Origin of the sequence: Streptomyces sp. NPDC050759 (assembly GCF_044456945.1) — a bacterium.
Taxonomy (GTDB): Bacteria; Actinomycetota; Actinomycetes; order Streptomycetales; family Streptomycetaceae; genus Streptomyces.
In genome coordinates this window covers 412,401-436,594 of the sequence record NZ_JBITGI010000001.1, presented here as the reverse complement: position 1 = coordinate 436,594, position 24,194 = coordinate 412,401, and the positions used below count along the sequence as shown (strand labels likewise).

Genomic DNA, 24,194 nt, shown 5'->3' with positions numbered 1-24,194 from the left:
TCGGACGCCGCTTGCAGGTCCGGGGTGAAGCCGACGCCGCTGTAGCAGGCTGGGCGGGTGTGGGTCGTGTCGATGCACTTCGGACCGATGAGTTTCTCGCTCCGCTGCCGTCACCAGAAGGACAAGGCGGAGGAGGTCGAGGCATGGACGGATCGGCACGGCAAGACGTCCTGGCGAGGTTGGATGTCCTGGTCGGCGAATGGGACGTGGAGGCCGAGTTTCCCGGGCAGGCGGTGGGGGCCGGGCGGAGTGTGTTCGAGTGGGCGTTGGACGGACAGTTCCTGGTGCAGCGGACCGAGGCGCCGGATCCCGCGCCGGGCAGCATGGCGATCGTGTCGGTCGAGCCGGAGACCGGGGCGTACACACAGCACTACTTCGACGCGCGGGGTGTCGTACGGCTGTACGCGATGACCTTCGACGGCGAGGTGTGGCAGCTGCTGCGTGAGGAGGAGGACTTCTCCCCGCTGTCCTTCCGGCAGCGCTTCACCGGGCGGCTGAGCGTGGACGGCGACAGCATCCACGGCGTCTGGGAGCGGTCGAAGGACGGGTCGGCCGAGTGGGAGACGGACTTCGGGCTGACGTACCGAAGGAGCCGCTGACATGAGGCCTACGGCGGAGAACGCACGCGGGATCCTCGACGCGAGCCGGTACCTGGTGCTGGCCACGGCGGACGCGGAGGGGCGGCCCTGGAGTACGCCTGTCTACTTCGCGCATGTGGGGTGCCGGGAGTTCTTCTGGGTGTCCTCGCCGGAGGCGGTTCACTCGCGGAACATCGCGGTGCGGTCGGAGGTGGGGATCGCGGTGTTCGACTCCTCGGTGGAGATCGGCACCGGGCAGGGTGTGTACATGCCCGCCGTCGCGGCCGAGCTCGTGGAGGGGGCGGCGGCAACGAGCGGGCTGGAGGTCTTCTCCCGGCGGTCGCTGGGGCACGGCGGGCGGGTCTGGACCCTCGACGACGTGCGGGGCGACTCCGGAATGCGTCTCTACCGGGCGGTGGCCGAGGCGCACTCGATGCTGGCGAAGGACGGTCGCCCGGATCACCGGGTGGCGGTGGATCCGGGCTGAGGGTGCAGGACGGGGCGGGTGATCCGCCACCCGGGCGGGTGTTTCGGAGCCGTTGGCGTCAGCGCAAGGTGAGCGGGGTCTCGGAGGTGACGCGAGCCAGCTTCTCGGGGTTGCGCACGAAGTAGAGGCCGGTGATGCGGGCGTCCTCGACACGGACGGCCAAGACACCGTCGAGCTCGCCGTCCAGGTGTACGGCGAGTGCGGGGCTGCCGTTGACCACGGTGGGCTCCCAGGTGATGGTGGCCTCGACCTTGGCGGAGCCGCCGATATAGAAGCGGACGATCTTCTCGGCGCCGAAGACGGGCCTGAGCGCGGCCTTCTTGACGCCGCCGCCGTCGCTGAGCAGAACGACATCGGGGGCGAGTACGTCGAGGAGGTCCTGCGGGTTCCCGGTCTCGATAGCGCGCTTGAAGGACTCCAGAGCCGCCCGGGTCTCACTCGGAGAGGCCGCCCGGCGGGGCCTGCGGGCGTCGACATGCCCACGGGCGCGGTGCGCGATCTGCCGTACGGCCGCCGGGGTCTTGCCGACGGCCTGGGCGATCTCGTCGTAGTCGACCTCGAAGACCTCGCGCAGCACGAACACCGCCCGCTCGGTCGGGGAAAGGCTCTCCAGGACGAGCATCATCGCCATCGACATGCTCTCCGCGAGTTCGATGTCCTCGGCAACGTCCGGCGTGGTGATCAGCGGCTCGGGCAGCCACTGGCCCACGTACGCCTCGCGACGGCGCTTCATGGTGCGCAGCCGGTTGAGCGCCTGCCGGGTCGTGATCCGCACCAGGTAGGCCCGCTGGTCCCTCACTTGCCCCAGGTCGACCTTGACCCAGCGCAGCCAGGTCTCCTGGAGGACGTCTTCGGCGTCGGCCGCCGATCCGAGCATCTCGTAGGCGACGGTGAACAGCAGGTTGCGGTGGGCGACGAACACGTCGGTCGCCAGGTCGGTGGCGTGGTCGGCCATCTCTCGGTCCCTCTCCCTCGGATGCCGGGTAAGGCTGCCCACCCTCGCGGTCAGGTGCGCACGGCGACATCGGTGTTCTCAGCCATAGGTGACTCCGCCGTTTTCCAGGGGCCGGGCCGTCTTCCCGACGGACAGATCCGGCGCGGCGGCCAGGCGGCGCTTGCGCTTGGGCAGGCCGAAGGTCGGGTGCGAGGTGCCCCACAGTGACATCCTGACGATGCCCGCCTTGATCCGCGCGGCCTTCCGGCCGCCCACGTACTTCGGCTTTGCCCGCCCTTCGGCATCGACCATCTGCAGGATCCCGTCCCGCCGCCCGAGGCTGATGTGGTTGCCGAGGTACTCCAGCTTGGTGTTCGGGACCTTGCCGCCTGTCAGGCGTCCCACGATCGCGTCCGTGGCCTGTCGGCCGGTGTAGCCGGCCGAGGCGCAGGACATCGGCAGCGGCCGGCCGTTGTCGCCGATGGCGTAGGCGCAGTCGCCGACCGCGTAGACGTTCGGGTGCGAGACCGACCGCATGGTGCGGTCGACGACGATCCGGCCGCTCTCGGTGACCTCCAGCCCGCCTGCGGCGGCGATGGGGCTGACCGTGAACCCGGCCGTCCACACGGTCGCGTCGGACGCCAGGGCGGTGCCGTCGGCGCACAGCACCCGCGTCGCCTGGACGGCTTCGACGCTGGTGTGCTCCAGGACGGTGATGCCCAGCCGGTCGCAGGCCTGGCGCAGGTGGCTGCGGGCTCCGGCGGAGAGCGGGGCGCCGAGCTCTCCGCGGGCGACCAGCGTCACCGACAGGCCGGGCCGGGATTCGGCGATCTCGGTGGCGGTCTCGATGCCGGTCAGCCCGTCGCCCACGACCAGCACACTCCCGCCTTCGTCCCGCCTGCCCAGGCTGTCCAGGCGCTCGCGCAGGCGCAGCGCGGAGGGCCGACGGGCGACGTCGAAGGCGTGCTCGGCCACGCCGGGGACGCCGTGGTCGGCGCCGTGGCTGCCGAGCGCGTAGAGAAGCGTGTCGTAGCCGAGCTCGCCGCCGCCGTCGGCGTCGGCCACGGCGACGACCTGGCGCTCGGGGTCGACGGCGGTGACACGGGCCAGGCGCAGCCGTACTCCCGTGCCGGCGAAGACGTCGGTGAGCTGTGGAGCCTCGATCTCCCGACCGGCCGCGAGCTGGTGCAGCCGCAGCCGCTGGACGAAGTCCGGCTCGGCGTTGACCACGGTGATCTCGGTGTCTGCCGGGGACAGCCGGCGGGCCAGGGTCCCGGCCACGTAGGACCCGGCATAGCCGGCACCGAGGACGACGATGCTGTGCTTCACGAGTTGCTCCTGTCGGCTCGCTTGCCCCCGTGAATGGGGTTCGGCCTCAAGACACCGCGCGACTGAGCGCTGTGACAGCCTGTGAGCCAGATCACTCCACAGGTGTGGGCTCGGCACCAAGTCCTCACTCACCTCCACACGCGCCGCGGCGGGTCCGGCGGGCGCCGGCCGAAGCTCACCGGGTACGAGGCCGTACTTGCCCAACGGCTCTACGACGAGCGGGAGGTGAGCCCTCCAGTGGCTGACGTCGCGTCGGCGGTGAAGTACGTGCTGCGCGAGCGTGCGGTGACGCTCGACACCGTCGGCCGGAAGAACTGGGGACTCGTTGTGATCGAACCGGCGGATCAACTGCCGGTGGCCGCTCGCCGGGGTGAGCAGAACCGCCGACGGTTCGGCGCGCGGGGTCACCGATTTACCCGAGGCGTTCGATCGCCCCCGCCGTTTCCGCCGCCGACGCCGTGTCGCCGACCGCCGTGAACAGTTCGTGTGCCCGGGTGAGGTGTTCGCGGGCCTCACGGAGTTCGCCGCAGTGGTGCAGGGCCGTGGCGAGGCCGGTGAGGGCCTGGGCCTGGAAGCGGTCGAGGTCGCCGCGGGCGAGGGGGGTGGTGACGGTGCGGTAGGCCGCCACCGCCTCCGGCCATCGTTCGAGGGCCAGCAGATCGTTCGCGATCTCGTGGCGGAGAAGGGTCTGGACGAACTCGGTCAGGCCGGGAACATCCCCGGCGGAGGTGTCGAGCAGGGCCCGGTGCAAGGCCAGCGCCTCCTCGGCACGGCCGGACTCGCGCAGTGCCTTGCCGAGGACCCGCTGGGAGACCGCCTTCCCTGCGGTGTCGCCGGCGGCCTCGAAGAGCCGGGTGGCCCTCGCGGCGGCCTCCGCGGCCTCCGCGGGCCGCTGCAGGCTCAGACAGGCCCCGGTGATGTAGGACCACGCCCAGGCCTGCTGGCCCTCGTCGCCGGTCTCGGTCGCCAACTCCAGGGCCCTGCGGGCGAGTTGTTCGGCGCGTTCGTACTGGTACGCGCCGACCCCGTGGGCCCAGGCGAGGCAGTTGAGCTGGTGGGCCTCGGCCGCCCGGTCCCCGACGGCGGCCGCGGACCGGGCGCCGTAGGAGAAGAGGGTTCGCCACTCGGGCCACTGGGTCCAGCGGTCGGAGAACCAGTACAGGGTGCGTGAGGTGTGGATCACCTCCGCGTGCCGGCCCGCCGCGGACATCAGGGGCAGGGAGCCCGCCCAGTTGGAGCGTTCGGAGGTCAGCCACTCCTCCGCCTCCGCCGCGGACCCGGGGGCAAAGGCGGCGATCGCCCCCGCCCACGGCTCCGGCGCGCCCGGCGCCTCGAACAGACGGCCCGCCGCCGACGCCGACCGCAACAACCAGTCCGCCATGCGTAGTTGGACCTCCCGGGCCACCGACTCGGTCTCCTCGCCGTCGAGTCGCTCGCGCGCGAAGAGCCGTACGAGATCATGGAGGGCGTACCGGCCGGGTGCGGTCTCCTCCAGCAGGCCCCGGTCGACCAGGAGGTCGAGAGAGTCCCCGGTGGTGAGCGGGTCCTCGCCGGTCAGGACGGCGGCGAGGTCGGGGCCGGTGTCATGGCCGGGGATGAGCGAGAGCCGGCGCAGCAGCAGCCGGTGCGGTTCGGTGAGTTGGCCGTAGGAGAGGGCGAGAGCGCCGCGTACGGCGAGGTCGCCCGCGACCAGTCCGCTCAACCGGCGTTCCTCGTCGGCCAGTTGGCTCGCCAGGCGGGCCGGGGTCCAGCTCGGGCGGCTGGAGAGGCGGTTGCCGACGATGCGCAGGGCCAGCGGGAGGTGTCCGCACAGCTCGGTCAGCCGGGTGATCGCCTCGGACTGTCCGTCGGTGCGCGGGGCGCCGAGGATCCGCTCCAGGAGGGTCGCCGACTCCCCGCCGCTGAGCCCGCCGAGCCTGATCCGCCGTACGCCTTCGAGACCGGCCAGCGGCCGTCTACTGGTGACCAGCACGAAACTGCCCTCGGCGTCCGGCAGCAGCGGCCTGGTCTGGGTCTCGTCGGCCGCGTCGTCGAGGACGACCAGCGCCCGCCGGGTCGCAAGCGTGGCCCGGTAGACGGCCTCCCGGGCCACCGGGTCGACCGGGATCCGGTCGGGCGGGTGGCCGAGCGCCACGAGCAGGAGGACCAGCGCCTCGGCGGCCGGCAGCGGGGAGTCGCTCATGCCGTGCAGCTGGACGCAGACGCCGCCGTCCGGGAAGGAGCGGGTCAGCCGTCGTACGGCTTCCGCGGCCAGGGTGGTCTTGCCCTGCCCGCCCGGCCCGAAGAGCACCGCGGCACGCGTGCGCGTGCCGGTGGCGAGGGCCTGCAGCTCCGCCAGCTCGTGTTCCCGTCCGGTGAAGTCCGGGATGGTGCGCAGGAGATACGGCGGGGTCGGCGGGCCCCCGCGTTCCCGGCCGGCGTCGGCGAGCCGCTGGAGCCGCTCGCGCTGCTCGGTGTCGAGCCCGAGGGCGGCGGCGAGCGCGTCGACCGTACGGCGCTGCGGTCCCCGGCTGCGGCCGCGCTCCAGGTCGCCGAGCGCCCGGACGCTGACCCCGGACGCCTCGGACAGGTCCTCCAGGGTCAGCCGGGCGGCCCGGCGCAGGGAGCGGAGTGTGCCGCCGAAGGGCGTCGCGGGGGAGGAAGCGTGACTGGTCATCATGACAATGAGAACAAGCGCTCCCTACTTCCGCCTGTGTTTCTGCCTGGCGCGAACCGGCCGTCCCTGGTGAGCTGGTAGCCCCGCTACGAGAGGACCACCGACATGCCGTACGTCGCCGTTGGCGAAGAGAACAGCGCGCCGATCGAGCTCTACTACGAGGACCACGGCACCGGACAGCCCGTCGTCCTGATCCACGGCTACCCGCTCGACGGCCACTCCTGGGAGAAGCAGGTCCCCGCGCTCCTGGAGGCCGGCCACCGGGTCATCACCTACGACCGGCGCGGCTTCGGCCGTTCCTCGCAGCCGACCACGGGCTACGACTACGACACCTTCGCCGCCGACCTCGACAAGGTGCTCACGACCCTGGACCTGACCGACGCGGTTCTCGTCGGCTTCTCGATGGGTACCGGCGAAGTGGGCCGCTACCTGGGCACGTACGGCTCGGGCCGGGTCGCGAAGGCGGCCTTCCTGGCCTCCCTGGAGCCCTTCCTGCTGAAGACCGACGACAACCCGACCGGTGTGGACCAGTCGGTCTTCGACGGCATCCTGGAGGCCGTGACCAAGGACCGGTACGCCTACTTCGACGCTTTCTACCAGGACTTCTACAACCTGGACGAGACGCTCGGCAGCCGGATCAGCGAGGCGGCCGTGCGGGGCAGCTGGAACGTGGCCGCGGGTGCCTCGGCGCACGCGTCGGTGGCGTGTGTGCCGACCTGGATCACCGACTTCCGGGCCGACGTGGCGAAGATCGACGTACCGTCGCTGATCGTGCACGGCACCGGTGACCGCATCCTGCCGATCGACTCGACCGGGCGGCCCTTCCACGCGCTGCTGCCCTCCGCCGAGTACGTCGAGATCGAGGGCGCGCCGCACGGCCTGCTGTGGACCCACGCGGAGGAGGTCACCTCGGCGCTGCTGTCCTTCCTGGCCAAGTAGCTCCTGGAGAAGAGGGGGCTCACTCTCGCCCCGAGGCGGCCACCGCCAGCACCGCCACCAGTCCCGCCGCGATCGCCAGCGGAATCCCGAGGCCGTGGTGGAGCACCAGCCACGCGCCCAGCGAGGCCCCGGCGACCATCGCGATCACGGACGCCGTACGGCGGGTCGAACGGATGCCGTGGCCACCGCCGGCCCGGGAGTCGGCGGCGAGGCCGGTCAGCGTCATGGTCAGCACGGTCGTCGTCAGGTCAGGGACGCCGAGCTTGCGGACCGTGGCGTTGCGCAGGCCCATGGCGAAGGCCGTGACGGCGATGAGGGTGTAGGCGGTGGCCGTGGCGCCGGGCGCGGCGAAGGCGACCACCGCCGAGATCCCCAGCAGCACCGCCTCGACGGCGAGCGTGAGCCGGGCCCAGGTGCGCCGGGAACCACCGCCGAGCCGTACGGCGACCCGGCCACCCGCCATCGCGCCGACCACGAACGACGCCAGCGAGGTCAGCGTGTGCGCCACCGAGAAGCCGGGCGCCCCGGCCGCGGCGAACCCGAGCACGACCACGTTGCCGGTCATGTTCGCGGTGAAGACGTGCTCCAGGCCCAGATAGCTGACCGCGTCGATCAGTCCGCTGACCACCGTCAGCCCCAACAGCACAACCACCAGGCGCAGTCCGCGCGCCTCGGGATCGCCGGCCGTCTTCGGGTCGGTGCTGCTCTGTGCGCTCATCGAGTCTCCGGGCGGCCGGACGGACAGGGTGGACTCAAGTCCACCACGGATGCGGGGGACTCTCGGATGTCGGCATGACCTGCGCGTCCCTAGCGTCGAGGACATGAGTGATGAGACGCGCACATCCCAAAGAACACGGGCGCTCGCCGGAGCGGCGGCCCTGCTGCTCGCCACGCTCACCGCGGCCCCGGTGGCGGCCGCCACCGGTGAGCAGGCGCACCGGACGGGGCGCGGAGAGCTGGTCTCCGTCACCCCGGTCGCCGACCGGGACGCGGGGGCCGTCCGGGCGTTCCTGGGCGGGCGGGACGTGGCCACCGACTCCGTGCGCTATGGCGTACGGGCATACCGGCTGACGTACCGGACCGTCGACCCGCAGGGTGCACCCACCACCGCGACCGGGCTGCTGACGCTCCCGAAGGGCGGCGGCCACCGCCTCGACCTGGTCTCCGACACCCACGGCACGATGGTCCACCGCGACTACGCGCCCTCGGCGAGCGAGGACTTCGGGCGGGTGCCGTCGTATCTGAACGCGGGCGCGGGCCGTGCCGTGGCCGCCGCCGACTACCTCGGCCTCGGCAGGGGACCGGGCCGGCATCCGTACATGGACACCGCCTCGTCGGTGACCGCGTCCCTCGACATGCTGCGCGCCGCCCGGACGGCCGCGGACCGGCTCGCGCGACCGCTCACCGGGGACGTCTACGTGACGGGCTTCTCACAGGGCGGCCAGGTCGCGATGGCGCTCGGCAAAGCGCTGGACGGGGGCGCCGACCGGCACCTCCGGCTGAAGGCGCTGGCGCCGGTCAGCGGCCCGTACGACGGCGAGGGCCAGGAGATGCCCGCACTGTTCGACGGCCGGGTCAACGACATCAGCGGGGTCCTCTACCTCTCCTACTGGCTGGTCGCGCAGAACCGTCTGCACCCCCTCTACAAGGACCCGTCCGAGGTCTTCCACGCGCCCTACGCGAGCCGGGTCGAGGGCCTCTTCGACGGACGCCACGAGGAGGAGGACGTCGTCGGGGGACTCGCGCCCTCGGTGAAGCAGTTGCTCACGCCCGCCTTCTACGAGCGTCTGCGGCATCCGTCCGGCGCCGTGCTGGACGCGATCCGCGCCGCCGACCACACCTGTGACTGGAAGCCGGAGGTGCCGGTGCGGCTGTACGCCGCTGCCGGCGACACCGACGTGCCCCTGGGCAACACCCGGACATGCGCCCGCACCCTCGCAGGTCAGGGAGCGAGGGTGCGGGTGGTCGAGCAGGGAGCCGTCGATCACTTCGGCTCCCTCGCCGTGTCGGCCCCGCAGGTGGTGCGGTTCTTCGACGGCGTCCGGGGGTGATGCGCGCGGCGGCTCAGTACCAGCCGTTGGCCTGCCAGAAGGACCAGGCGGCGGTCGGGCTGCCGTAGCGGGAGTTCATGTAGTCCAGGCCCCACTTGATCTGGGTCTTGGCGTTGGTCTTCCAGTCCGAGCCGGCGGCGGCCATCTTCGAGCCGGGCAGGGCCTGGACCAGGCCGTAGGCGCCGGAGGAGGAGTTCATGGCGTCGACGTCCCAGCCGCTCTCGTGCTCGACGATCTTGCTGAACGCGGCGTACTGCGCGGCGTTCGGGATCATCTTGTGCGCGATGGCCTTGGCCTGGGCGGGCGAGTTCGTGGTGGCCGCATGCGCCGGTGCCGCGGTCAGGACCAGGCCGGCGGTGGCGGCGGCCATCGCGACGGTGGTGATGGCCTTCTTGGGAGAAGAGATACGGCGGGCGATACGGGAGACGGACACGGAGAACCTTTTCTTCGGGGACGTGGGTGCCACTCGCAGACCCGGGGGACATGCGGCGGCGCCGAGGCCCGTGGGCTTGTCGGCGCCGTGCGACGTCGTCTACAGAAACAGGCTCGGAAGGCGTCCGCAATGACCCCTTTTACTAGTTGTGGTCGAATCGCCAGGAAAGGGCATCCGTGTGATCCGGCTCTCAAAGCCCAGGTCAGAGGGTGTGTCGGTTGTACGTTATGTCTGAATTGCTCCTACTGTTCCCGTTAGTAGGTGAGCTGGGTCATGTGGGGTGCTTCACCGCTCGGGCGCCTCGAATGTGACCTGGGCCTCGAAGGCGGCACGGCGGGTGGCCCGGCGGAGCGCCCTGAGGAGGGCAGGACCGAGGGTGAGCGTCAGGACGACGGTCACCAGGGCCCGGCCGAGGTCCCAGCCGAGCGATGTGGCCAGGCAGTAGGTGACGAAACGGGCCAGGTTGGCGGGGACGCCGGCGTGCGGGTCGAAGGCGATGTTCGAGGCGAGGGCGCCCATGAAGGGCCAGCCGGCCATGTTCATGGCGGTGCCGTAGGCGAAGGCGGCGAGGAAGCCGTACGCCGCGAGGAGACGGACCTCGGCGCGGCCTCTTGTGCGGTCGGCGCCGGGCAGCAGGCCCGCGCCCATCGTGAACCAGCCCATCGCCAGCATCTGGAACGGCATCCACGGGCCGACCCCGCCGGTGAGCAGGGCGGACGCGAACATCGTGACGTTGCCGAGCACGAAACCGAAGCCGGGGCCGAGAACCCGGCCGCTGAGCACCATCAGGAAGAACATCGGCTCGATGCCGGCGGTACCCGCGCCGATCGGTCGGAGCGCGGCGCCGGTCGCGGCGAGTACGCCGAGCATGGCCACGGCCTTGGGGCCGAGGCCCGACTCCGCGATGGCCGCCGCGACCACCGCGACGAGGAGGACGAGGAGTCCGGCGAAGAGCCAGGGGGCGTCCTGGGTGTGGGTGCCGACCCGGGAGGTGGGCGGGGCGAGGAAGGGCCAGCCGAAGGCGACGACACCCACGGCGCTGACCAGGGCGAGGGTGAGCAGGGAGCGGGGGCCGAGGCGCACGGCTCGGGTCATGGCAGGGCCTTCCTCACCTGGGTCACCGTGAGCCACTTCTGGGGAGCGAGGATCTTGCTGACCTGCGGGGCGAAGGAGGGGGAGGACGTGATGACGTCCGCCGCCGGGCCGTCGGCGATCATCTCGCCCTCGGCCAGCAGGATCACCCGGTGGGCGAGCTCGGCGGCGAGTTCCACGTCGTGGGTGGCCAGCACGATCGCGTGGCCGGTGGCGGCGAGTTCCCTCAGCAGGTGGACGAGGCGGGCCTTCGCGGCGTAGTCCAGGCCGCGGGTCGGTTCGTCGAGGAGCAGGAGCGGCGGGCGGGCGGCCAGGACCACGGCGAGGGCGAGGGCGAGCCGCTGTCCTTCGGAGAGATCGCGGGGGTGGGTGTCGTCGGTCACGCCGGGGAGGAGGTCGTCGACCAGTGCGCGGCAGGTGCCGGATGCCGCGCCGGCGTCCTGGTCGGCGGCTCGGCATTCTGCGGCGACCGTGTCGGCGTAGAGGAGGTCCCGGGGTTCCTGGGGGACGAGGCCCACGCGGCGTACGAGGTCCTGCGGGGCGGTGCTGTGGGGTTGGGCGCCGCCTACGTGGACGGTGCCGGTGGAGGGTCCGACGAGGCCTACCAGGGTGTTGAGGAGGGTGGACTTTCCGGCGCCGTTGCGGCCCATGAGGGCGATGGTCTCGCCGGGGCGGACGGTGAGGTCGATGTGGTTCAGGGCCTGGATGCGGGCGCGGCGCACGGAGAGGGCGTGGACCTCGGCGGTGAGGTGGGTCGTGCCGGGCATGGGGCGACTGCGGCGGGGACGCCAACGGCGGAATACCCGGCCTTCGGCCGGGATGCTGTTCCCATCCGCACCACCCGTACACCTTTCGTCGTCGGGTGCGGGTGGCCCCTGTGGGGCGATCTCGCCGTCGGCGGCCGCGGGTGCGTCGTCCACAGGCGTGCGCCCGGACAGCCGCTCCCGCAGTTCCCCCGCCCGCCGCCGCGCGTCCCGCACCGTCAGCGGCAGAGGAGCCCAGCCCGCCAGCCGGCCCAGGTCCACCACCGGTGGATACACCGGGGATACGGCCATCATCTCGGCCGGGGTGCCGAGGACCAGTTCCGCCCCCTGGGCGGGCAGGAGGGCGACCTGGTCGGCGTACTGGATGACGCGTTCCAGGCGGTGTTCGGCCATCAGGACCGTGGTGCCGAGATCGTGGACCAGCCGTTGGAGGACCGCGAGGACCTCCTCCGCCGCCGCGGGGTCCAGGGCCGACGTCGGTTCGTCCAGGACCAGGACCCGGGGATGCGGGGTGAGGACGGAGCCGATCGCCACGCGTTGCTGCTGACCCCCGGAGAGCGTGGCCAGGGGACGGTCGCGCAGGGGCGCCAGGCCCAGCAGGTCCAGGGTCTCCTCCACCCGGCGGCGCATCACCGTCGGCGGCAGGCCCAACGACTCCATGCCGTAGGCGAGTTCGTCCTCCACGGTGTCCGTCACGAAGTGGGACAGCGGATCCTGGCCCACCGTGCCGACCACGTCGGCCAGTTCGCGCGGCTTGTGGGTGCGGGTGTCGCGGCCGGCCACCGTGACCCGGCCGCGCAGGGTGCCGCCGGTGAAGTGCGGGACGAGCCCGCTGACCGCGCCGAGGATCGTGGACTTGCCGACCCCCGACGGGCCCACGAGCAGCACGAGTTCACCCTCCGGCACCTCGAAGTCGACGCCCTGGACGGTGGGTTCGGATGCCCCGTCGTACGTCACGGAGACATCCTCGAAGCGGATCACGACGACGGCTCCTTGGGCGTGGGGGCGAGGAAGGCCGGCAGCAGGCCGAGCAGGACGGCCGCGGCCGGCAGGAGCGGCAGAGTGGGGGCGACGAGCGGCACCACACCGGGGTGCAGGGCCGCCGGATCGGTGGCGCCCGCGAGGAACATCGCCGCCGCCACGGCCGCGCCGGAACCGGCGACCAGGAAGGACCGGACGTCCCAGCGGTCCGGGCGGTAGCGGGTGCGGGGTGTGCGGCGGCCGCCGAGACGCAGACCCGCGAGGGCGGCGGTGAGTCCGGCGAGCAGGACGGGGATGCCGTACGTGCCGCCCTCGGCGGTGAGCAGTCCGTACGTTCCCGCGCAGACGCCGAGCAGGCCGCCGAGGGTGAGCGCCGTGGTCGTACGGCGGACTCCGGGCGGGACCTCGGTCGTACGGCCGTAGCCGCGGGCGTCCATCGCCGCGGCGAGGGCGACCGAGCGCTCCAACGCGCCCTCCAATACCGGGAGTCCGACCTGGAGGAGACCGCGGATGCCGGTGTCCGGGCGGCCCCGGAGGCGGCGGGCGGAGCGCAGGCGCCGGCCGTCGGCGATGAGATGGGGAGCGAAGGTCAGGGCCACCACCACGGCGACGCCGAGTTCGTAGAGGGCGCCGGGGAGGGACTTGAGGAGGCGGTGCGGGTTGGCGAGGGCGTTCGCCGCGCCCACGCAGATGAGGAGGGTGGCCAGTTTCAGGCCGTCGTAGAGGGCGAAGACGAGGGACTCCGCGGTGACCCTGCCGCCCAGCCGGATGCCCTGCGCCCAGTCGGGGAGCGGGAGTTCGGGGAGGGTGACGAGCACGTGCGTGCCCGGAACGGGGGAGCCCAGGGTGATCGCGAAGAGGAGACGGACCAGGAGGACGGCGAGAGCGAGTTTGACGAAGGCGGCGTAGGAGCGCGACCAAGGCGTGGGACGGCGGCAGGTCGCCACGACGTACGCGGACGTGGTGATGAGGAGGGCGAGGAGGAGCGGGTTGGTGGTGCGGGTCGCCGCTATGCCGAGGGAGAGGGACCACAGCCACCAGGCGCCGGGGTGCAGGGGCGCGCGGCGGTGGACCTGGGCCGGGGTGGGCGCGCTCGTCGGTGCCTGCCGGGTGCCGCCCGTTTTCGGGGCGGCGGCACGACCACCCGCAGGCCGCGCGGGTGCGTCACGCATGCCGGCGGCGCCTCGCCTGCCATACCGCCGCCGCGCCCAACGCCACCACACCCGCCGCTCCCACCCACAGGCCCACCGACGGGCCGCCGTCCTGCTTTCTCCCGGCGGACCCCGGCTTCGTCGCCCCCGTCACCTGCTCCCCGCACCCCGTCTCCGGATACCCCGCGATCGCGCACAGCAGGGCGTTGGTGTTGTAGCGGAGCGGCTTGGCGGCCGTCGCCAGGGCCTCCGCCGTCGTCGCGTCGCGGGGTACCACCGCGCACTCGGTGCGCCGGGCCGGGGGCCTCTCGCCGGACGGGGCGTCCGAAGCCGTACCGAAGTCGAGGACCAACGCCACGCGCTTACGGCCGTCCCGCGCCGCCGTGTCCCCGCAGATCGCCGCGAACGACGCCGTCCCGCGGGGCGTGTCCGCGTCCGCCGAGTCCTCGCTCACCGCGAAGCGGAAGCCCTGGACGTCGCCGTCGGAGGGGACCGCCGTCGAGGGGCCCTCGGTGGCGTAGGTCCAGGTCGAGCCGGTGCGGTCCCAGAAGGACCAGTAGCGGTACCCGGCGGCGTGGGCCGGGCTCGCGGTGGCCAGGAGCAGGCCCGCCAGGAGGGAGAGGAGGAGTGCCCGCCGGGTCACGGCTGCTTCCTCTTGTTGCGGTTGCTGAGCAGGAAGCCGATGCCCGCGCCGGCGGCGAGACCCGCGCCGACCATCCACCACACGGAGGTGCCGGAGTCGTCCTGGGACGCGGTGACCGGCGCCGGTCCCGTCGCGGTCAGCTGCTTGACCAGGTCCGTGCCGCCGAAGTCGCCCGGGTCGGCGCCACCCGCCTCGGCGGCCAGGATCAACTGGGCGTATGCCGCCGGGCCGTTCTGCTCGGCCCACTTCGCGGAGTTGTGCTCCAGCCACGCCAGGGGCTCGCGCGCGGCCGCGGGACCGCCCTGGACGGCGAGTGCGACGACCGCGTCCGCCGTGTTGCCGTAGTCCGGCTGGTTCTCGGAACCGGGCAGCGCGGAGGTCAGGTGGCCGTCCTTCGCGACGGCCTTCGCCAGGTAGGCCGAGCCGTTGGCCGCCGCGTCCTCCGGGGTGGGGCGGGCCGCGTCGATGCAGGCGGCGTTCTTCTTGTCGCCGGCCTTCACCGAGACCATGCCCTGGCCCAGCGCACCGACGACGGCCGCCGCGGTCGCGTCCGCGTTGGCCGTGAGCTTGCCCTTCTTGTCCGGCTGGTAGGCGAACGCGCCTCCGTCGGCGCACGGCAGGGACAGCTTCAGCAGGGCGTCGAACGGCGACCTGCCGCCCTTGAGGGCCTTGGCGGGGTCGTCGCCGGAAGCCTTCAGCGCGCCGATCACCACGGACGTCGAGTTGGCGTCGCTGGCCCCGCCGGGGGTGTAGCCCCAGCCGCCGTCCTTGTTCTGGACGGACTTCAGCCAGGTCACCGCCTTCGTGACCGCGGTGCCGTGTCCGCCGACCGCGGACAGGGCCTGCGCGGCGGCGGCCGTGCTGTTGGTGTCGACCATCAGCTTGGCGTCGCAGGCCTTGGCCGGGTTCGCGCGGAACGCCGGGAACGCCCCGCTCTCGCACTGCTGTCCGGCCAGCCAGTCGACGGCCGCGCGGGCGGGCTCCGCGTGCACCCGGTACAGGGCGATGAGCGCGAGCGACTGCCGCCAGACGCCGTCGTACGTGGGGTCGCTGCTGCCGTACAGCCCCGAGGGCAGGGACGGCGAGGGAGACGGCGAGGCCGCCATGGCGGGTGCGGCCGTGCCGAAGGCGGCGACGGTAGCGGCCAGGACCGCGGCGCTGCGGCGGACGTTCATGATCGGCGGATGCCCTTCTCCCTGCGGGGAGCCGGGCAGCGCGGGAGGACCCCGGGCGGCTCGGCTCCGTATACGTCGACGGTGCCGCGCACCGGCCGGTCTCCCGTGATGACGACCTGACTACTCTACTCGCCCGTAGGGAGGCGGTTGAGAGCCGTCCCGGGGGAGCCTCGGTACCAGCTATACGGCCACGTACGTCACCGGATCGCTCCCCGTCACCGCCTCCGCCCGTCCCAGCTTCACCAGCCGCCGCAGATGCGCCTCGGCCTCCGAGACCGCGATGTTCCGTGATCCGTAGGGGATCTGGTCCCAGGGCCGGTTCCACTCCATGCGCTCGGCGAGCTGCCAGGGGGTGAGGGGCTCGGCGAGGAGGGAGCGCAGGTCGGTGAGGCGTTCCTCGTGGTGGGCGAGCAACTGCCCTACGCGGGCGCTCGCGTCGGTGAAGGCGTGCTGGTGGGCGGGGAGGACCTCGGCGGGGGCGAGCCGCCCGACGCGTTCCAGGGAGTCGAGGTAGTCGCCGAGCGGGTCGGTGACGGTGGCGTCGTCGGGATCCTCGTACAGGCCGATGTGCGGGGTGATCTCGGGAAGCAGGTGATCGCCGGAGAACAGCCGCCCGTGGCCGGGCAGTCGGGAGGGGTGCTCCTCCTCCAGGTGCAGGCAGACATGGCCGGGCGTGTGTCCCGGGGTCCAGATGGCGCGGAGCCTGCGGCCGGGGAGGTCGAGGAGTTCGCCGGGGACGATCTCGCGGTCGGGCAGGGCGGGTGAGAAGCCGGGCAGTTCGCGGCGGCGTGCGGTGCGCAGGGGGGCCACGTGGTCCTCGGGGGCGCCGGCGGCCTCCAGCTTGGCCGTCATGTAGGTGAACCAGCGCTCGGCACGGGTCTCCCGGGTGCGCCGCACGATCGCGGAGTCCGCGGCGTGCATCGCGATCCAGGCCCCGGACGCCTCCCGCACCTTGCCGGAGAGGCCGTGGTGGTCGGGGTGGTGGTGGGTGACGACCACGCCGTGGATTGCGCCCACGTCGGTCCCGCACGCGGTCAGCCCCTCGGTGAGGGTGTCCCAGGAGTCCGGGTCGTCCCAGCCGGTGTCGACCAGCACCGGCCCCCGGTCGGTCTCGACGACGTACACGAGGGTGTGGCCGAGCGGATTGTCGGGGATGGGCACCTGAACGGACCGGACGCCGCCACCATGGTCGTACACCTGCGCCATGAGCTCCCCAATCACCGGCTTCCGGCCACTATAACTAGAACGAGTTTCGACGGTAGCCCGAGGTCACCAACAGTCGCGGTGTGCGGCCCGTGGACTCCTCCCAGTAGAACTGGTATCAGTTCCGTATCTGATGGATCGTCAGTACGCCGCCCCGGGGAGGCAGTCGCCATGACCGAGCTCGTGGAACACGGACAGCTGTTCATCGGCGGGGAGTTGACCGACCCCCTGGGCAAGGACGTCATCGAGGTGATCTCCCCGCACACCGAGGAGGTCATCGGACGGGTGCCGCACGCCTCGCGCGCGGACGTGGACGCGGCCGTCGCCGCCGCCCGCACCGCCTTCGACGAGGGGCCCTGGCCGCGAATGTCGCTCGACGAGCGCATCGAGGTCGTCACCAGGATCAAGGACGCCATCGCGGTCCGGCACGAGGAGATCGCCCGCGTGATCTCCTCCGAGAACGGCTCCCCGTACTCCTGGAGCGTCCTCGCCCAGGCCCTCGGCGCGATGATGGTCTGGGACTCGGCGATCACGGTCGCACGCAACTTCACGTACGAGGAGACCCGCGACGGAGTCCTCGGCCGCATCCTCGTGCGCCGCGAGCCGGTCGGGGTCGTGGCGGCCGTAGTCCCTTGGAACGTCCCGCAGTTCGTCGCCGCCGCCAAGCTCGCGCCCGCGCTGCTCACCGGCTGCACGGTGGTGCTCAAGCCGTCGCCCGAGTCACCGCTGGACGCGTACATCCTGGCCGAGATCACCAAGGAGGCCGGGCTGCCGGAGGGCGTCCTGTCCATCCTCCCGGCCGACCGTGAGGTGAGCGAGTACCTGGTCGGGCATCCGGGGATCGACAAGGTCTCCTTCACCGGCTCGGTGGGCGCGGGCAAGCGCGTGATGGAGGTCGCCGCCCGCAATCTCACGCGCGTGACCCTGGAGCTGGGCGGCAAGTCGGCGGCCGTGGTCCTCCCGGACGCGGACGTCGAGGCGGCCGTCGCCGGGATCGTCCCGTCCGCCTGGATGAACAACGGACAGGCCTGCGTGGCCCAGACCCGCATCCTGCTGCCCCGCTCCCGCTACGACGAGTTCGCCGAGGCCCTTGCCGCGGCGGCGAGTGCACTGGTCGTCGGCGACCCGCTCGACCCCGCCACCCAGGTCGGCCCGCTGGTCGCCGAACGCCAGCAGCGCCGCAACCTCGACTACATCCGCATCGGCCAGGAGGAGGGCGCCAAGATCCTCACCGGCGGCGGGCGCCCGGCCGGCCTGGACCGCGGCTGGTACGTCGAGCCGACGCTCTTCGGGGACGTCGACAACTCGATGCGGATCGCGCGCGAGGAGATCTTCGGACCGGTGATCTGTCTCCTTCCCTACGGCGACGAGTCCGAGGCGGTGAATATCGCCAACGACTCCGACTACGGCCTGTCCGGCAGCGTGTGGACGGCCGACGTCGAGCGCGGCATCGAGGTCGCCCGGCAGGTCCGTACCGGCACCTACAACGTCAACACCTTCAGCCTCGACATGCTCGGCCCCTTCGGCGGCTACAAGAGCTCCGGCCTGGGAAGGGAGTTCGGCCCCGAGGGCTACGGCGAGTACCTGGAGCACAAGATGATCCATCTGCCGGCCGGCTGGGAGGGGTGACAGGCGATGGGGGACCGCTGGCACGTCGAGGTCGACCGCTCGCTCTGCATCGGCTCCGCGCAGTGCGTGCACACCGCCCCCGACGGCTTCCGCCTGGACACCGCCCGCCAGTCCCATCCCGCCGACCCGGAGACCGACGCCAACGAGAAGATCCTGGCGGCGGCGGAGAACTGCCCGGTGGAGGCCATCATGATCACTCTGCTGGGGAGCGGGGAGCCGGTGTTCCCACCGGACGAGTAGGGGCCGAGAAAATCATGGTTTGAGGGGTTTCATTCCCGGACGAGCGTTCTATTCTGGACATAGGCCTACGAGGCGAGTGAGGGAGTCCGACCGAAGTAGCCGACTCAGGCGAGAGGCGAAGGCTTCCGCCGGGGCCGACGTCGACGGTAGGGCTGAGAGGCCGAAGAGCAGCGGGAAGGCTCGACGGCGACCCCCAGAACCTGATCCGGACCATGCCGGCGAAGGGAACCCGTCTCGTAGGTCGTCTCGTGCGATGACGTACGCTCCTGCGGTCGTCGCGGGAGTGAGGTGGGCGTGCGGAAGTCCGAGGCCAAAGAGCTGATCAAGCAGGCGCGTGCCGCCTGGGGCGCCGAGGACTGGCTGCGCGCCGCCGAGCTGTACGAGCGGGTGCTCGCGCACTTCCCGGACCTGAAGGCAAGCGCCGTGTGGTGGTACGACGCCGCGCTCGCCCACAAGTTCCTGCGGAACTGGGCCAAGGCGTACGAGCTGGGCCGTGAGGCCGCGGCCCGCTCCCCGCGCGGCGAGGGCGACCCGGCGTACTGGAACCTCGGCATCGCGGCCACGATCCAGCGGGACTGGGCCACCGCGAGAGACGCCTGGGCCGGCTTCGGCATCGAACTCCCGGACGGCGAGGGGCAGATCGACGGCCGCTTCGGGCACGCCTGCGTGCGCCTCGACACCGGCGGCGAGCGCGAGGTCGTCTGGATCGAGCGGCTGTGCCCGACCCGCGGCCGGGTCGTCAACGTGCCCGTCACGGGCGGACGGCGCTACGGCGAGATCGTCGTCCACGACGGCGAACCGAAGGGCGAGCGGGTCGTCGAGGGTTCGACGTACCCCGTCTTCGACGAACTCCTGCTCTTCGAGGCGTCCGAACTGCCCACCCTGGAGGTCACGGTGGCCGCGGGCCAGGCGGCCGACCTGGAGGCACTCGTCGGGCTGTTCACCGACCACGGCTTCGGCGCCGAGCCGTCGAGCGGCGTCCGCATGCTGTGCGCCTGCTGCAGCGAGGGCACCCACGAACAGAAGCGCGGCGTCGACGCCGGCGCCCAGCAGGTCTCCCTCGCGGCCCCCGAGGAGGAGGCCCGGCGCCTGCTGGAACGGTGGGCGGGGGAGACGGCGATCGGGCGGAACTGGAGCGGGCTGGTGGCCGTCGGCTGAGCGCTCCGCTGGAAGTGCGGGGATGAGCCGTCGATCGTCTGCGGCGCCGTCGTGGCTTGTCGCGCCCACGCGGCGGTAGCCGCAAGCAGACACAGCCCCGCGCCCCTTTGTGGGGCTGCCGAACCGTAGCGAGCTTCGCCCGGTCTGCTCAGTGCCGGGGCAGGCGGCGTTTGCCCGGTCGCGACGCCCGGCACGCCCTTTTCGACGCGAGCAATGGCAGGACGCCGCTCGTCGACGGGCGGATGTCACGTCCCGGGGTGCTGGGACCGCGGTTCCGTCAGGTCGATCAGGCGGCACACCGTCTCGATGTCGATCTTCACCTGGGCGATGGAGGCCCGGCCCGAGAGCCAGGTGATCAGGGCCGAGTGCCAGGTGTGCTCGATGACGCGGACCGCGGAGAGCTGCTCGGGCGTCGGGTCCTCGAGTCCCATGGCGTCCAGGATGATCAGCGTGGTCTGGTGGGAGACCTGGTCGACCTCCGGGCTCACACTGCGGTCCGCGAAGGTCAGCGCGCGGACCATCGCGTCCGCCAGGTGCGGCTCGCGCTGGAGCGCCCGGAAGGCCCGCATCAGGGTCTCCGCGACCCGCTCGGCCGCCGTATCGCCCTGCGGCGGCTTCTTGCGGAGCGTGCCGTGCATGTGTTCCAGCTGGTCCTGCATGGTGGCGACCAGCAGATGGATCTTGGAGGGGAAGTACCGGTAGAGGGTGCCGAGCGCCACCTGTGAGGACTCCGCGACCTCCCGCATCTGCACCGCGTCGAACCCGCCGCGGCTCGCCAGCTGCGCGCTCGCGTGCAGGATGCGGCGGCGCCGCGCCTCCTGCCGCTCGGTCAGCGGCGGTGTGTCGGGTCGTACGGTGCTGGCTTCCACTCTGGCCGGCTTGGCCACCTTGTCCACCTTGGGTTCCGTGACAGTCCGTGAGGATGTGTGATCACTCAGCATGCCAGGGTGCCGGTCGTGGCGTGAATCACCTGATCCACCGCTCACAGGACCCCTACCTGCCGGTAGATTCAGAGCCTCCTGAACGATCAAGTCTGAAACTTGTTCTAGATTACCTTCTCGTCGTAATCTCGCGGGACGGTGCAGGCAGAAGGGGGCCGAGAGTGACCGCTGAGGCCAGTCAGGCAGGGGCCTTTGACGGCCCGGCCGCCGACGGCGAGCGACCGCTCCGTATCGCGCTCCTCACCTACAAAGGGAACCCGTTCTGCGGCGGCCAGGGTGTCTATGTACGGCACCTCTCGCGCGAACTGGCCCGCCTCGGCCACCGTGTCGAGGTCATCGGCTCCCAGCCGTACCCCGTACTCGATGCTGGCTACGACGGTCTGAGCCTGACCGAGCTGCCAAGCCTGGACCTCTACCGTTCCCCGGACCCCTTCCGCACCCCGAAACGCGACGAGTACCGCGACTGGATCGACGCCCTGGAAGTCGCCACGATGTGGACCGGCGGCTTCCCGGAGCCGCTCACCTTCTCCCTGCGGGCCCGACGTCATCTCCGGGCCCGCAGCGGTGAGTTCGACGTGGTTCACGACAACCAGACCCTCGGCTACGGCCTGTTGGGCGATGTCGGCGCTCCGCTGGTGACCACCATCCACCACCCCATCACCGTGGACCGGCAGTTGGAGCTGGACGCGGCCGACGGCCGGTGGCAGCGGCTGTCCAAGCGCCGCTGGTACGCCTTCACCCGTATGCAGAAGCGGGTGGCCCGCCGCCTGCCGTCCGTGCTCACCGTCTCCGGCACCTCCCGTCAGGAGATCGTCGACCACCTCGGCGTGCGCGACGACCGCGTCCATGTCGTCCACATCGGCGCCGACACGGACCAGTTCTCGCCGGATCCGTCGGTGCGCGTGGTGCCGGGCCGGATCGTCACGACCTCCAGCGCGGACGTCCCCCTCAAGGGCCTCGTCTTCCTCGTCGAGGCACTGGCGAAGGTCCGCACCGAACACCCCGGGGCGCACCTGGTCGTCGTGGGCAAACGGCCGGCCGAGGGCCCGGTCGCCCAGGCCGTGGAGCGCTACGGCCTCGAAGGCGCCGTCGACTTCGTCAAGGGCATCTCGGACGCCGAACTGGTCGACCTCGTCCGCTCGGCGGAGGTCGCCTGCGTGCCCTCGCTCTACGAGGGCTTCTCACTCCCGGCGGCGGAGGCGATGGCGACGGGCACCCCGCTGGTCGCCACGACGGGCGGCGCGATACCCGAGGTCGCGGGGCGCGACGGCGAGACCTGCCTGGCGGTACCGCCGGGGGACCCGGGCGCACTGGCGACCGCCCTGAGCCGTCTCCTGGGCGACCCGGACCTGAGGGCGCGACTCGGCCGGGCCGGACGGGAGCGGGTCCTGGCGAAGTTCACCTGGGCGAAGGCCGCGGAGGGCACGGTGTCCCGGTACCGCGAGGCGATCGCCGGCTCCGCCACCACGCTTCCCGGCCGCTCCGCGGCCTCCCGGGGTGTCGCACCCCCGACCACAGACACCGGTGTCTATCCCGAAAGCAGGGCCACGTGCTGACCGTCGACTTCTCCCGGTTCCCGCTCGCGCCGGGCGACCGCGTCCTGGACCTCGGCTGCGGGGCCGGCCGGCACGCGTTCGAGTGCTACCGGCGCGGCGCGCAGGTCGTGGCGCTCGACCAGAACGCCGAGGAGATCCGCGAGGTCGCGAAGTGGTTCACGGCGATGAAGGAGGCGGGCGAGGCGCCGGAAGGGGCCACCGCCACCGCGATGGAGGGCGACGCCCTGGCCCTCCCCTTCCCCGACGAGTCCTTCGACGTCGTGATCATCTCCGAGGTGATGGAACACATCCCGGACGACAAGGGCGTACTCGCCGAGATGGTCCGGGTCCTCAAGCCGGGCGGGCGGATCGCCGTCACCGTCCCGCGCTACGGCCCCGAGAAGGTCTGCTGGGCGCTGTCCGACGCCTACCACGAGGTCGAGGGCGGCCACATCCGCATCTACAGGGCGGACGAGCTGCTCGCGAAGATCCGCGAGGCCGGCCTCAAGCCGTACGGCACCCATCACGCGCACGCCCTGCACTCCCCGTACTGGTGGCTGAAGTGCGCGTTCGGCGTCGACAACGACAAGGCGCTGCCGGTGCAGGCGTACCACAAGCTGCTGGTCTGGGACATCATGAAGAAGCCGCTGGCCACCCGGGTCGCCGAGCAGGCACTGAACCCGCTGATCGGCAAGAGCTTCGTGGCGTACGCGACCAAGCCGCACCTTCCGCGGGTGGCCACCTCGTGACCACTCCCCGGACAGAACACCTCGTCCTGCCCGGGGTCCTCACCGCCGAGCAGGCCGCCGCGACCGTCGCCGGGATCCTGGCCGCGCAGCGCGAGGACGGGGCGATCCCGTGGTTCCGCGGGCACCACCTCGACCCGTGGGACCACACCGAGGCCGCGATGGCACTGGACGCGGCGGGCGAGCACGAGGCGGCCGAGCGGGCCTACGAGTGGCTCGCACGGCACCAGAACGAGGACGGTTCCTGGTACGCGGCGTACCAGGACGGCGACTTCGCGCAGGTCACCGACCGGGGGCGCGAGACGAACTTCGTCGCCTACATAGCCGTAGGAGTGTGGCACCACTATCTGTCCACCGGCGACGACATGTTCCTCGACCGGATGTGGCCGACGGTGTACACGGCGATGGAGTTCGTGCTGGAACTCCAGCAGCCGGGCGGGCAGATCGGGTGGAAGCGGGAGGACGACGGCAGCGCCCTCACCGACGGGCTGCTCACCGGATCCTCCTCGATCCACCACGCGCTGCGGTGTGCCCTCGCGATCGCCGAACAGCGCGAAGAGGCCCAGCCGGACTGGGAGTTGGCGGTCGGGGCGCTGCGGCACGCGATCCGCCGGCACCCCGAACGCTTCCTCGACAAGGACCGCTACTCGATGGACTGGTACTACCCGGTCCTGGGCGGGGCGTTGACCGGCGCGGAGGCCAAGTCCCGTATCGAGGAGGGCTGGGAGCGGTTCGTCGTACCCGCTCTCGGGGTGCGCTGTGTCGTCCCCAACCCGTGGGTGACGGGCGGGGAGTCGGCCGAACTCGCGCTGGCCCTGTGGGCGACGGGCGAGTCCGACCGGGCGCTGGAGATCCTCCAGTCGATCCAGCATCTGCGGGACCCGGAGAGCGGGCTGTACTGGACCGGGTACGTGTTCGAGGACGGGGCGGTGTGGCCGCGGGAGCTGACCACCTGGACGGCGGGCTCGCTGCTGCTGGCCGTCGCCGCGCTGGGTGGCCACGAGGCCACCTGCACGGTGTTCGGCGGGGAACGCCTGCCGCTGGGCCTCGACCCGGACTGCTGCGCCTGAGCGCCCGGTCGGGTCTCAGTGGTGGTGGGCGCGGTCGGGTCTCAGTGACGGTGGGCCCGGTCCGGTCTCAGTGGCGGTGGGCCCGGTCGGGTCTCAGTGGCGGTGGGCGCGGTCGGGTCTCAGTGGCGGTGGGCCCGGTCGGGTCTCAGTGGCGGTGGGCGCGGTTGGCGATGGCGTGGCCCACGAACAGGTAGACGACCGCTGCCAGGCCGTAGCCCGCGACCACCCGGGCCCAGGCCTCGTCGAAGGTGAAGAGGTCGTAGGACCAGCCGGCGAGCCAGCGGGCGGCGTCGTGGATGAACTGCACGAAGTCGTTCGCCCGGTTGGCGTCCAGCAGGTACATCAGGATCCACAGGCCCAGGATGAGGGCCATGATGTCGGCGACGACCGCTATGACCGTCCCGGCTGAGTTGGCACCACGGCGCGTTTGAGTGGACATGTTGTTCGAATGGCCCCGAA

Annotated in this window: 23 protein-coding genes; 10 read left to right on the top strand and 13 right to left on the bottom strand. The window is 71.9% G+C overall.

The window, feature by feature from the left end:
- Positions 1-143 precede the first annotated feature (143 nt).
- Both ACIBJB_RS01905 and ACIBJB_RS01900 read left to right on the top strand, forming a co-directional pair.
- Positions 144-599, top strand: a complete 456-nt coding sequence (locus tag ACIBJB_RS01905) for a hypothetical protein (RefSeq protein WP_398925497.1) — start codon at positions 144-146, stop codon at positions 597-599.
- 1 nt (position 600) lies between these two features.
- On the top strand, positions 601-1,065 hold the full coding sequence (locus ACIBJB_RS01900) for a pyridoxamine 5'-phosphate oxidase family protein (protein ID WP_398925495.1): 465 nt from the start codon (positions 601-603) through the stop codon (positions 1,063-1,065).
- A 58-nt stretch (positions 1,066-1,123) separates the two neighbouring features.
- Here the strand turns inward: ACIBJB_RS01900 and ACIBJB_RS01895 are convergent, their stop codons facing one another.
- From ACIBJB_RS01895 to ACIBJB_RS01885, 3 genes are all read right to left on the bottom strand, one after another.
- Positions 1,124-2,020 carry an RNA polymerase sigma-70 factor gene (locus ACIBJB_RS01895; protein ID WP_398925493.1) on the bottom strand — a complete coding sequence of 299 codons (897 nt, stop codon included), beginning with the start codon at positions 2,018-2,020 and terminating at the stop codon, positions 1,124-1,126.
- Positions 2,021-2,098: 78 nt separating this feature from the next.
- Positions 2,099-3,328 carry an NAD(P)/FAD-dependent oxidoreductase gene (locus ACIBJB_RS01890; protein WP_398925491.1) on the bottom strand — a complete coding sequence of 410 codons (1,230 nt, stop codon included), beginning with the start codon at positions 3,326-3,328 and terminating at the stop codon, positions 2,099-2,101.
- A gap of 412 nt (positions 3,329-3,740) precedes the next feature.
- On the bottom strand, positions 3,741-5,984 hold the full coding sequence (locus tag ACIBJB_RS01885; RefSeq protein ID WP_398925489.1) for a helix-turn-helix domain-containing protein: 2,244 nt from the start codon (positions 5,982-5,984) through the stop codon (positions 3,741-3,743).
- A gap of 105 nt (positions 5,985-6,089) precedes the next feature.
- Here ACIBJB_RS01885 and ACIBJB_RS01880 point away from each other — a divergent pair, with 105 nt between their 5' ends.
- A complete protein-coding gene (locus ACIBJB_RS01880) occupies positions 6,090-6,923 on the top strand; it encodes an alpha/beta fold hydrolase (protein WP_398925487.1) in 834 nt (277 codons plus the stop codon).
- Between the two features lie 19 nt (positions 6,924-6,942).
- Here ACIBJB_RS01880 and ACIBJB_RS01875 read toward each other — a convergent pair whose 3' ends face one another.
- Positions 6,943-7,641 (bottom strand): YoaK family protein, encoded by a 699-nt coding sequence (locus tag ACIBJB_RS01875; protein WP_398925485.1) that lies wholly within the window; start codon positions 7,639-7,641, stop codon positions 6,943-6,945.
- A 103-nt stretch (positions 7,642-7,744) separates the two neighbouring features.
- On the opposite strand from ACIBJB_RS01875, the gene ACIBJB_RS01870 reads away from it, so the two are divergent.
- Positions 7,745-8,974 carry an alpha/beta hydrolase gene (locus ACIBJB_RS01870; RefSeq protein WP_398925483.1) on the top strand — a complete coding sequence of 410 codons (1,230 nt, stop codon included), beginning with the start codon at positions 7,745-7,747 and terminating at the stop codon, positions 8,972-8,974.
- Between the two features lie 13 nt (positions 8,975-8,987).
- Here the strand turns inward: ACIBJB_RS01870 and ACIBJB_RS01865 are convergent, their stop codons facing one another.
- The 7 genes from ACIBJB_RS01865 to ACIBJB_RS01835 all read right to left on the bottom strand — a co-directional run bounded on the left by ACIBJB_RS01865 (position 8,988) and on the right by ACIBJB_RS01835 (position 16,419).
- Positions 8,988-9,407 (bottom strand): transglycosylase SLT domain-containing protein, encoded by a 420-nt coding sequence (locus ACIBJB_RS01865; protein WP_266565396.1) that lies wholly within the window; start codon positions 9,405-9,407, stop codon positions 8,988-8,990.
- Between the two features lie 285 nt (positions 9,408-9,692).
- Entirely contained in the window at positions 9,693-10,502 is an 810-nt protein-coding gene (locus tag ACIBJB_RS01860; protein ID WP_398925480.1) for an ECF transporter S component, read from the bottom strand.
- On the bottom strand, positions 10,499-12,244 hold the full coding sequence (locus ACIBJB_RS01855) for an ABC transporter ATP-binding protein (RefSeq protein ID WP_398925478.1): 1,746 nt from the start codon (positions 12,242-12,244) through the stop codon (positions 10,499-10,501). The genes ACIBJB_RS01860 and ACIBJB_RS01855 overlap by 4 nt, the downstream gene beginning before the upstream one ends.
- Positions 12,241-13,416, bottom strand: coding sequence for an energy-coupling factor transporter transmembrane component T (locus ACIBJB_RS01850; RefSeq protein WP_398925476.1), 1,176 nt, complete (start codon positions 13,414-13,416; stop codon positions 12,241-12,243). Before ACIBJB_RS01850 ends, ACIBJB_RS01855 begins: the two co-directional genes overlap by 4 nt.
- Complete coding sequence (locus ACIBJB_RS01845) at positions 13,409-14,038, bottom strand: SCO2322 family protein (RefSeq protein WP_398925474.1); 630 nt, start codon at positions 14,036-14,038, stop codon at positions 13,409-13,411. The genes ACIBJB_RS01850 and ACIBJB_RS01845 overlap by 8 nt, the downstream gene beginning before the upstream one ends.
- The gene (locus ACIBJB_RS01840; RefSeq protein ID WP_398925471.1) at positions 14,035-15,213 is read right to left on the bottom strand and encodes a prenyltransferase/squalene oxidase repeat-containing protein; all 1,179 of its coding nucleotides are present in this window, start codon (positions 15,211-15,213) and stop codon (positions 14,035-14,037) included. Before ACIBJB_RS01840 ends, ACIBJB_RS01845 begins: the two co-directional genes overlap by 4 nt.
- A gap of 180 nt (positions 15,214-15,393) precedes the next feature.
- Positions 15,394-16,419 carry an MBL fold metallo-hydrolase gene (locus ACIBJB_RS01835; RefSeq protein WP_398925468.1) on the bottom strand — a complete coding sequence of 342 codons (1,026 nt, stop codon included), beginning with the start codon at positions 16,417-16,419 and terminating at the stop codon, positions 15,394-15,396.
- Between the two features lie 168 nt (positions 16,420-16,587).
- On the opposite strand from ACIBJB_RS01835, the gene ACIBJB_RS01830 reads away from it, so the two are divergent.
- The 3 genes from ACIBJB_RS01830 to ACIBJB_RS01820 all read left to right on the top strand — a co-directional run bounded on the left by ACIBJB_RS01830 (position 16,588) and on the right by ACIBJB_RS01820 (position 19,443).
- Positions 16,588-18,045 carry an aldehyde dehydrogenase gene (locus tag ACIBJB_RS01830; RefSeq protein WP_398925466.1) on the top strand — a complete coding sequence of 486 codons (1,458 nt, stop codon included), beginning with the start codon at positions 16,588-16,590 and terminating at the stop codon, positions 18,043-18,045.
- Between the two features lie 6 nt (positions 18,046-18,051).
- Positions 18,052-18,285, top strand: a complete 234-nt coding sequence (locus ACIBJB_RS01825; RefSeq protein WP_398925464.1) for a ferredoxin — start codon at positions 18,052-18,054, stop codon at positions 18,283-18,285.
- Positions 18,286-18,579: 294 nt separating this feature from the next.
- Positions 18,580-19,443, top strand: a complete 864-nt coding sequence (locus tag ACIBJB_RS01820; RefSeq protein WP_398925462.1) for a tetratricopeptide repeat protein — start codon at positions 18,580-18,582, stop codon at positions 19,441-19,443.
- A 245-nt stretch (positions 19,444-19,688) separates the two neighbouring features.
- Here the strand turns inward: ACIBJB_RS01820 and ACIBJB_RS01815 are convergent, their stop codons facing one another.
- Positions 19,689-20,384, bottom strand: a complete 696-nt coding sequence (locus ACIBJB_RS01815; RefSeq protein ID WP_398925460.1) for a TetR family transcriptional regulator — start codon at positions 20,382-20,384, stop codon at positions 19,689-19,691.
- 161 nt (positions 20,385-20,545) lie between these two features.
- On the opposite strand from ACIBJB_RS01815, the gene ACIBJB_RS01810 reads away from it, so the two are divergent.
- Genes ACIBJB_RS01810 through ACIBJB_RS01800 form a run of 3 tightly spaced genes read left to right on the top strand, consistent with a single transcriptional unit; the run spans position 20,546 to position 23,735 of the window.
- Positions 20,546-21,940, top strand: coding sequence for a glycosyltransferase family 4 protein (locus ACIBJB_RS01810; protein ID WP_398925458.1), 1,395 nt, complete (start codon positions 20,546-20,548; stop codon positions 21,938-21,940).
- Entirely contained in the window at positions 21,934-22,668 is a 735-nt protein-coding gene (locus ACIBJB_RS01805; protein ID WP_398925456.1) for a methyltransferase domain-containing protein, read from the top strand. Before ACIBJB_RS01810 ends, ACIBJB_RS01805 begins: the two co-directional genes overlap by 7 nt.
- Complete coding sequence (locus tag ACIBJB_RS01800; RefSeq protein ID WP_398925454.1) at positions 22,665-23,735, top strand: prenyltransferase/squalene oxidase repeat-containing protein; 1,071 nt, start codon at positions 22,665-22,667, stop codon at positions 23,733-23,735. Before ACIBJB_RS01805 ends, ACIBJB_RS01800 begins: the two co-directional genes overlap by 4 nt.
- 145 nt (positions 23,736-23,880) lie before the next feature.
- On the opposite strand, the gene ACIBJB_RS01795 is transcribed toward ACIBJB_RS01800, so the two are convergent.
- On the bottom strand, positions 23,881-24,174 hold the full coding sequence (locus tag ACIBJB_RS01795; protein ID WP_398925452.1) for a hypothetical protein: 294 nt from the start codon (positions 24,172-24,174) through the stop codon (positions 23,881-23,883).
- Positions 24,175-24,194 lie beyond the last annotated feature (20 nt).